This window comes from Methylomagnum sp. (genome assembly GCF_054333355.1).
Genome location: NZ_JBTEKS010000257.1, coordinates 1 through 6,343 on the forward strand (window position 1 = coordinate 1; position 6,343 = coordinate 6,343).

Annotated in this window: 5 protein-coding genes; 4 read left to right on the top strand and 1 reads right to left on the bottom strand. The window is 63.3% G+C overall.

Features of this window, described 5'->3' with window-relative positions; all coding sequences use genetic code 11:
• On the top strand, positions 1–2,211 hold a 2,211-nt coding region (locus tag ACXWUF_RS16390; protein WP_458495722.1), incomplete at its 5' end, for an ATP-binding protein.
• Between the two features lie 13 nt (positions 2,212–2,224).
• A complete protein-coding gene (locus ACXWUF_RS16395) occupies positions 2,225–2,488 on the top strand; it encodes a response regulator (RefSeq protein WP_458495723.1) in 264 nt (87 codons plus the stop codon).
• Positions 2,489–3,144: 656 nt separating this feature from the next.
• On the opposite strand, the gene ACXWUF_RS16400 is transcribed toward ACXWUF_RS16395, so the two are convergent.
• On the bottom strand, positions 3,145–4,239 hold the full coding sequence (locus tag ACXWUF_RS16400; protein WP_458495724.1) for a replication protein: 1,095 nt from the start codon (positions 4,237–4,239) through the stop codon (positions 3,145–3,147).
• Between the two features lie 410 nt (positions 4,240–4,649).
• Here ACXWUF_RS16400 and kdpF point away from each other — a divergent pair, with 410 nt between their 5' ends.
• Together kdpF and kdpA are read left to right on the top strand one after the other, a co-directional pair.
• Positions 4,650–4,739, top strand: coding sequence for a K(+)-transporting ATPase subunit F (kdpF, locus tag ACXWUF_RS16405; RefSeq protein WP_458495725.1), 90 nt, complete (start codon positions 4,650–4,652; stop codon positions 4,737–4,739).
• Positions 4,739–6,343, top strand: a 1,605-nt coding sequence (kdpA, locus tag ACXWUF_RS16410) for a potassium-transporting ATPase subunit KdpA (protein ID WP_458495726.1), incomplete at its 3' end; no start/stop codon positions are given. The genes kdpF and kdpA, both read left to right, overlap by 1 nt.

The following is a 6,343-nucleotide window of genomic DNA, read 5'->3' on the forward strand; positions in this document are numbered from 1 at the left end:
CTGGCCGCCGAGGCGCTCCGCGAGAGCGAAGCGCGGTTCCGAACCTTGTTCGAGGCGTCCGCCGACGCCTTCATGCTGTTGAACGGAGAGGGACTCATCGACTGCAACGACGCCGCGCTGCGGATCTTCGGCTGCGCGTCACGACAGGAACTCCTCGGCCAGCACCCCGCCCGGTTTTCCCCGCCCCGCCAACCCGGCGGCGAGGATTCGCTCACCCTGGCCAATGAACTGACGATCACAGCCCACCAAATCGGCAGCCTGCGGTTCGACTGGCAACACCGCCGACCCGACGGCTCGGAATTTCCCGCCGAGGTCTTGCTGACCCGCATCGAATTGCAGGGCAAGCCGGTGCTACAGGTCACCATGCGCGACATCACCGAGCGCAAGGCGATACTGGCGGCCCTGGCCCAGGCCAAGGAAGCGGCGGAGCGCGCCAACCAGGCTAAATCCCTGTTCCTCGCCAACATGAGCCACGAAATCCGCACGCCGATGAACGCCATCATGGGGATGACCGAACTCTGCCTGGGGGCGGACCCCGATGAACGGCGGCACCATCATCTTCTCGGCATACGGACCGCCGCCCGCTCCCTGCTGCACATCATCGACGACATTCTGGACTTCTCCAAGATCGAGGCCGGCAGGCTGGACCTGGTGGACGAGCCTTTCACCCTGGCGGAGGTCTTCGAGCGGCTGGTGTCCTTGCTGAACCCCAGGGCGCAGGACAAGGGCCTGACGCTGACCATCCTCTTGGCGCCCGATCTGGCAAGGCGAACCCTGCGGGGCGACCCCCACCGCCTGGGCCAGGTGCTGATCAACCTGGTCGGCAACGCCATCAAGTTCTCCCATCAAGGCGAAGTGCGGGTAAATGTGGCCGAGGAGGGCCGGGACGCGGACCGGGCCACCCTGCACTTCGCGGTGCTAGACGAAGGCATCGGGCTCTCCCCGGCCGATCAGGCCCGATTGTTCCAGCCCTTCAGCCAGGCCGACGCCTCGACCACCCGGAACCATGGCGGCACCGGCCTGGGGCTGGCCATCAGCCGGCGCCTGGTGGAACTGATGCAAGGCCGCATCTGGGTGGACAGCCGGCTCGGCCAGGGCAGCGCCTTTCACTTCACCGTCCGGGTTGGATTCAGCGATCAAACGTCGGCCCCGCCCCCCGCCGCAGGCCCCCGCCGGATGGACAGCACGGGACTGGCCAGGCTGCGCGGGGCGGACATCCTGCTGGTGGAGGACGCCGAGCTTAACCAGGAGATGATGCGCGAACTCTTGGAGCAAGCGGGCCTCCGGGTCCGGCTCGCCAACAATGGGGAGGAGGCCCTGCGCGCCGTGGCCGAGGCCCTGCCGGACGGCGTGCTGATGGACTGCCAAATGCCGGTCATGGACGGCTTCGAGGCGGCCCGCCGGCTGCGCGCGGAGGCGCGTTGCCGGGACCTGCCCATCATCGCCCTCACCGCCAATGCCATGGCCGGGGACCGGGAGATGTGCCTGGCCGCCGGAATGAACGACTTCCTGGCCAAGCCGGTGGACTTCGGAGAACTGTACGCGGCGCTGGCGCGCTGGATCCGGCCGAGGCAGGCGGCGGGACTCGCCGCGCCCGCCCCAGCCGATTCCGGCCCGTTGCGATTGCCGGGCATAGATACGGCGCTGGGGCTGGCCCGGGTGGGCGGCAAGCCGTCCCTTTACCTGAAATTGCTGGCCAAGTTCCGCGATGGCGAATCCGGCCGGTTCCGGGAACGATTCCTGGAGGCCCAACGGGTGGGCGACTGGGACACGCTGACCCGTCTGGCCCACACCCTTAAGGGCACCACCCGCACCTTGGGGATCAACCAATTGGGCGACTTGGCGGACGGACTGGAGGACGCCGCCCGGCGCACTCAAACGGAAGGGCTGGCGGCGCGGTTCACGGCGCTCGACGCGGAATTTGGGCGGGTGCTGGCGGGACTCGCCGGGGTGGACGGAAGCGAGAACGTGGCCCCGGGCGCCACCGACCCCGCCAACTTGCGGCTCCTCCTCCGTGAACTGGACGGGCGGCTGGAGGAGCGCGACACGGCGGCCATCGAATGGGTGGCCCGGCTCGAACATGCCATGGCCGACAGTGAACTCGGGACCGAAGCCGGGGAAATCGGCCGGGCCATAGCCCGCTATGATTTCCTGGACGCGCGGGCGCGACTGCGGCGCCTCTCCGCGGTGCTTCGCTGTCCATCGCAATAACAAGGCAAGAATCATGGAAACAATCAGCCACACGAATGCGCGGGAGGCCATCCTGTTAGTGGACGATTCCCCAGCCATCCTCGATATTCTGGGCGAGATCTTGCGGCCCTTTTACCAGGTCAAGTTCGCCATCAATGGCCTGGATGCCCTCGCCCTCGCCCAACGGTCGCCCCCCAGCCTGATCCTGCTGGACGTGATGATGCCCGGCCTCAGCGGCCACGAGGTTTGCCGCCGCGTCAAGGCCGATCTCAGGACCCGCGACATCTCCAGCGGTTGAGGTCGCTCGGCCCCGAAGTCGGCAAGCTCGCAAAGGTTCACCACGCCGCCTGGCATTGGGCTTTTTGGGTGACCGCGAGGATTCGCGGTTCTGTTGCCAGGGCAATCGCGCCGTGTCCCTTCGGTCCCCTCTCTCGCCGACAGAGCGGCGCCGGGTCTTCTTGTCGAACGCCTTGCGCGCGCCTTCCAATCTCGCCCATTCCGTCAGCAGAAAAAGCTTGGGGATCGGGCTTCATGACTTGGTCCATGGATTTCCCTGATCGGCCGGGCGAGTTGTCCACAAGGCCCGCGTGAAGGATAAAGAAAAGGATAAATATAAGGATAAAAGGATAAGAGCCAAAAAAAGCGCTTTTTTTCTTTTTTAATCAAAGGCTTGCGAAATTGACCCTCGACCTATACCTACCGATTGCCTGTTTTTTTGGACGACCCTCGACCTATACCTACCGAAAAAACCCTGACCCTCGACCTATACCTACCTAACCCTCGACCTATACCTACCGAAAAATTGCCGACCCTCGACCTATACCTACCGGAAATTGCCTCGGGTCGCGGCTTGACGCTGTTGCGGAAACACCGAAAAAAGCCTTGCCTCGACCTATACCTACCGAGACCCTCGACCTATACCTACCGAAAAATGCCTCGACCCTCGACCTATACCTACCGGCTTTTTGTATTTATCCCCGACTTATCCACAGGCTCCCCGGGTGTTTCTACGGCGGTGGCTTGGCGCTTGTTGGCGGCTTTCACTTGCGCCACGAATTCCCGGGAAGGCGAGAGGACGTAACGCGCATCCTCAATCTTGCCCCGTGGGCCGGTGATGAGGTCTTTCTTTACGCTCATCAGCACGCCGCCCGCCTTAAGCTCGTTGAAGACGGCGTCCAGGACATTGACGGCGTCGGTGGTGCGCTTGTAGCCCTCCAGCAGGGCGCTGTCGCGCTTGATGGTGCTGAAGCGGATTTCGAAGGGCGTGGTGAGGCTGGCGAAAGTGAATTTCAGGGATAGCTGCTTATGCAGCCACCGGGCTAGTTGTGTGGTGTGCCCCATCATCTGCGCGTAGTTGAATTGCCGGTAGGTAACGGCGTCAATCGCTTGTGTTACCAAGGGATGGAATTGGACCAGCCATTTGGCGTCCGGGTCTTCGCTGAGTTGGGTTCTGGATACCGCCGATAATCCGGTGATGTAGGCGCTCTTGGTGAAGCCCTCCCAGTTCTTATTGTCCACTGAATGTATTTCGATGATGCTTCCGGCCAGTATGTTGAGGCTCAAGATGATCTCTTGATAAGAGCGGGCGTGCCCCCGCCTTTTTAGTTCTTCACGGAGCGCGTATAGGGTGAATATCACCCCGCTCCGATAGGTTTGCTTATTGAAAAAGCCGCTTCTTTGCTCGGCGGCGATTTTCCTGAGGGCGTCTTCGATTAGTTCCTCGTTGGCGCTGGGGTAGTAATCGGTTTCCGTCCGGGTCTTTTCATCCAAGATGCGGGCCGCCTGTATGCGGGCCTCAAGCATTTGACCCCGGTATTGAAACCCGATACACAGCAAGCTAAGGAAGCCCTTTTCCTTGCGGATCTTGGTCATCTGCTGCCGTGAAACCGAGTAGCGGGGGATGCTGTCCCACAGGTCGAAGGTGTTGGATAACCTGTCCCGCTCGATTTCGGTGTTGCACAGAAAGGTTTGGAACAGGTCCAGTTGATTCCCTTGGAAATCGGACTCTGTCGGAGGGGTGAGGGGCTTTTCCTGGTCGGTGGTTGTCATGCGGCGTTCTGTGTTTCTCGAAGTTTTTAAGCATCCCAGCCGGGCTTGATTCAAACGGCGCCGCGCGATCCCCTGCGGCCTCATCATGTCAACGGCGACTTCAAGCGGGATCGCCCGCATTATCGCGCTCGGCGCGGGCGTTCTTTCCCTTCGGCGGCCCCGACGAGGGAGGATGTTTCTGAATTCCTATTGATTTTTACGCTTCCCTTACAGGCTCGTCCCCAGTTTATACGGCTTTTTTACCCCCTCCCGCTTAGGATATAACCCTCACGCTGCGCCGCCAACGAGGCGGCGCCCTCCAACCATATCGAGGCGGAATCCATGGACATCCTGTTTCTCGCGCTGACGATACTCTTCTTCGGCCTCACCCTCGCGCTGGTGTACGGCTGCGACCGGCTCGGGAGGCCGTCATGAGCGGTCTATATCTCATCAGCGGCGTCCTCGCCCTGGGGCTGTTCGTCTATCTGGTGGCGGCCCTGTTCTACCCGGAGAACTTCTGATGACCAGTGACAGCTTCCTCCAAATCGCGCTTTATCTGGGCGCGTTGTTAATCCTGGCGAAACCGCTGGGCGCCTACATGGCGTGGATATACAGCGGGGAATTCACGGGCCGGGTGCGTTGGCTCGCGGGTTTCGAGCGGCTGATTTACCGCCTGTGCGGCGTCGGGCCGGAACGGGAAATGCGCTGGACCGATTACGCCGGGTCGGCGCTGGCGCTCAACCTGTTGGGCGCGCTGGCGGTCTATGCCCTGCAACGGCTGCAAGCCTGGCTGCCCCTGAATCCGCAGAACCTGCCCAATGTCGGCCCGGACTCCGCCTTCAACACGGCGGTGAGCTTCGCCACCAACACCAACTGGCAGGGCTACGGCGGCGAGACCACCCTGAGCTATCTCACCCAGATGCTCGGCCTCACCGTGCAGAACTTCGTGTCCGCCGCCACCGGCATGGCGGTGCTGGTGGCCCTGATCCGGGGCTTCTCCCGCAAGAGCGCCGACACCCTCGGCAATTTCTGGGTCGACCTGACGCGGGGCACCTTGTACATCCTGCTGCCCTTGTCGTTCCTGCTGTCCCTGGCCCTGGTGAGCCAGGGCGTGGTGCAGACCTTCGGCGCCTACCAGACCGTACCCTTCGCCCAGCCGGTGGCCTATGAACAGGCCAAGCTGGACGAGGCCGGCCAGCCGCTGAAGGATGCCGAAGGCAAGCCCGTGGCCGAACCGGCCACGGCGACGGAACAGACCCTCGCGCTGGGTCCGGCGGCCTCGCAAATCGCCATCAAGCAGCTCGGCACCAACGGCGGCGGATTCTTCAACGCCAACTCGGCCCATCCCTTCGAGAATCCCACGCCGCTCGCCAACTTCCTGGAGATGCTGGCGATCCTGCTCATCCCGGCGGCGCTGTGCCACACCTTCGGCGCGATGGTGGGGGACACCCGGCAGGGCTGGGCCATCCTCGCGGCCATGACGGCGGTGTTCGCCGCCCTGGTGTTCGTCGCCGTGCCCTTGGAGCAGGCGGGCAATCCGAATCTGCCCACGCTGGGGGTCGATCAGGCCGCTTCGGACACCCAGCCCGGCGGCAACATGGAAGGCAAGGAGGCCCGCTTCGGCATCGCCGATTCCGCGCTGTGGGCGGTCGCCACCACGGCGGCCTCCAACGGCTCGGTCAACGCCATGCATGATTCCTTCACGCCGCTGGGCGGCATGATCCCGCTGTGGCTGATGCAACTGGGCGAGGTCATCTTCGGCGGGGTCGGCTCGGGGCTGTACGGCATGATCGTGTTCGCCATCGTCGCGGTGTTCGTGGCCGGGCTGATGATCGGCCGCACGCCGGAGTACCTGGGCAAGAAGATCGAAGCCTACGAGATGAAGATGGCGGCCATCATCATCCTGATTCCGCCCCTGGTCGTCCTGGTGGGCACCGCCGTCGCGGTGCTGGTGGAGCCGGGCAAGGCCTCGGTCGCCAACCCGCAAGCCCACGGCTTCAGCGAAATCCTCTACGCCTTCACGTCCGCGACGGCTAACAACGGATCTGCGTTCGGCGGCCTGGGGGCGAACACAGGGTTCTACAACGCGTCACAGGGGTTCGCAGAGCTGGTCGGGCGGTTTCTT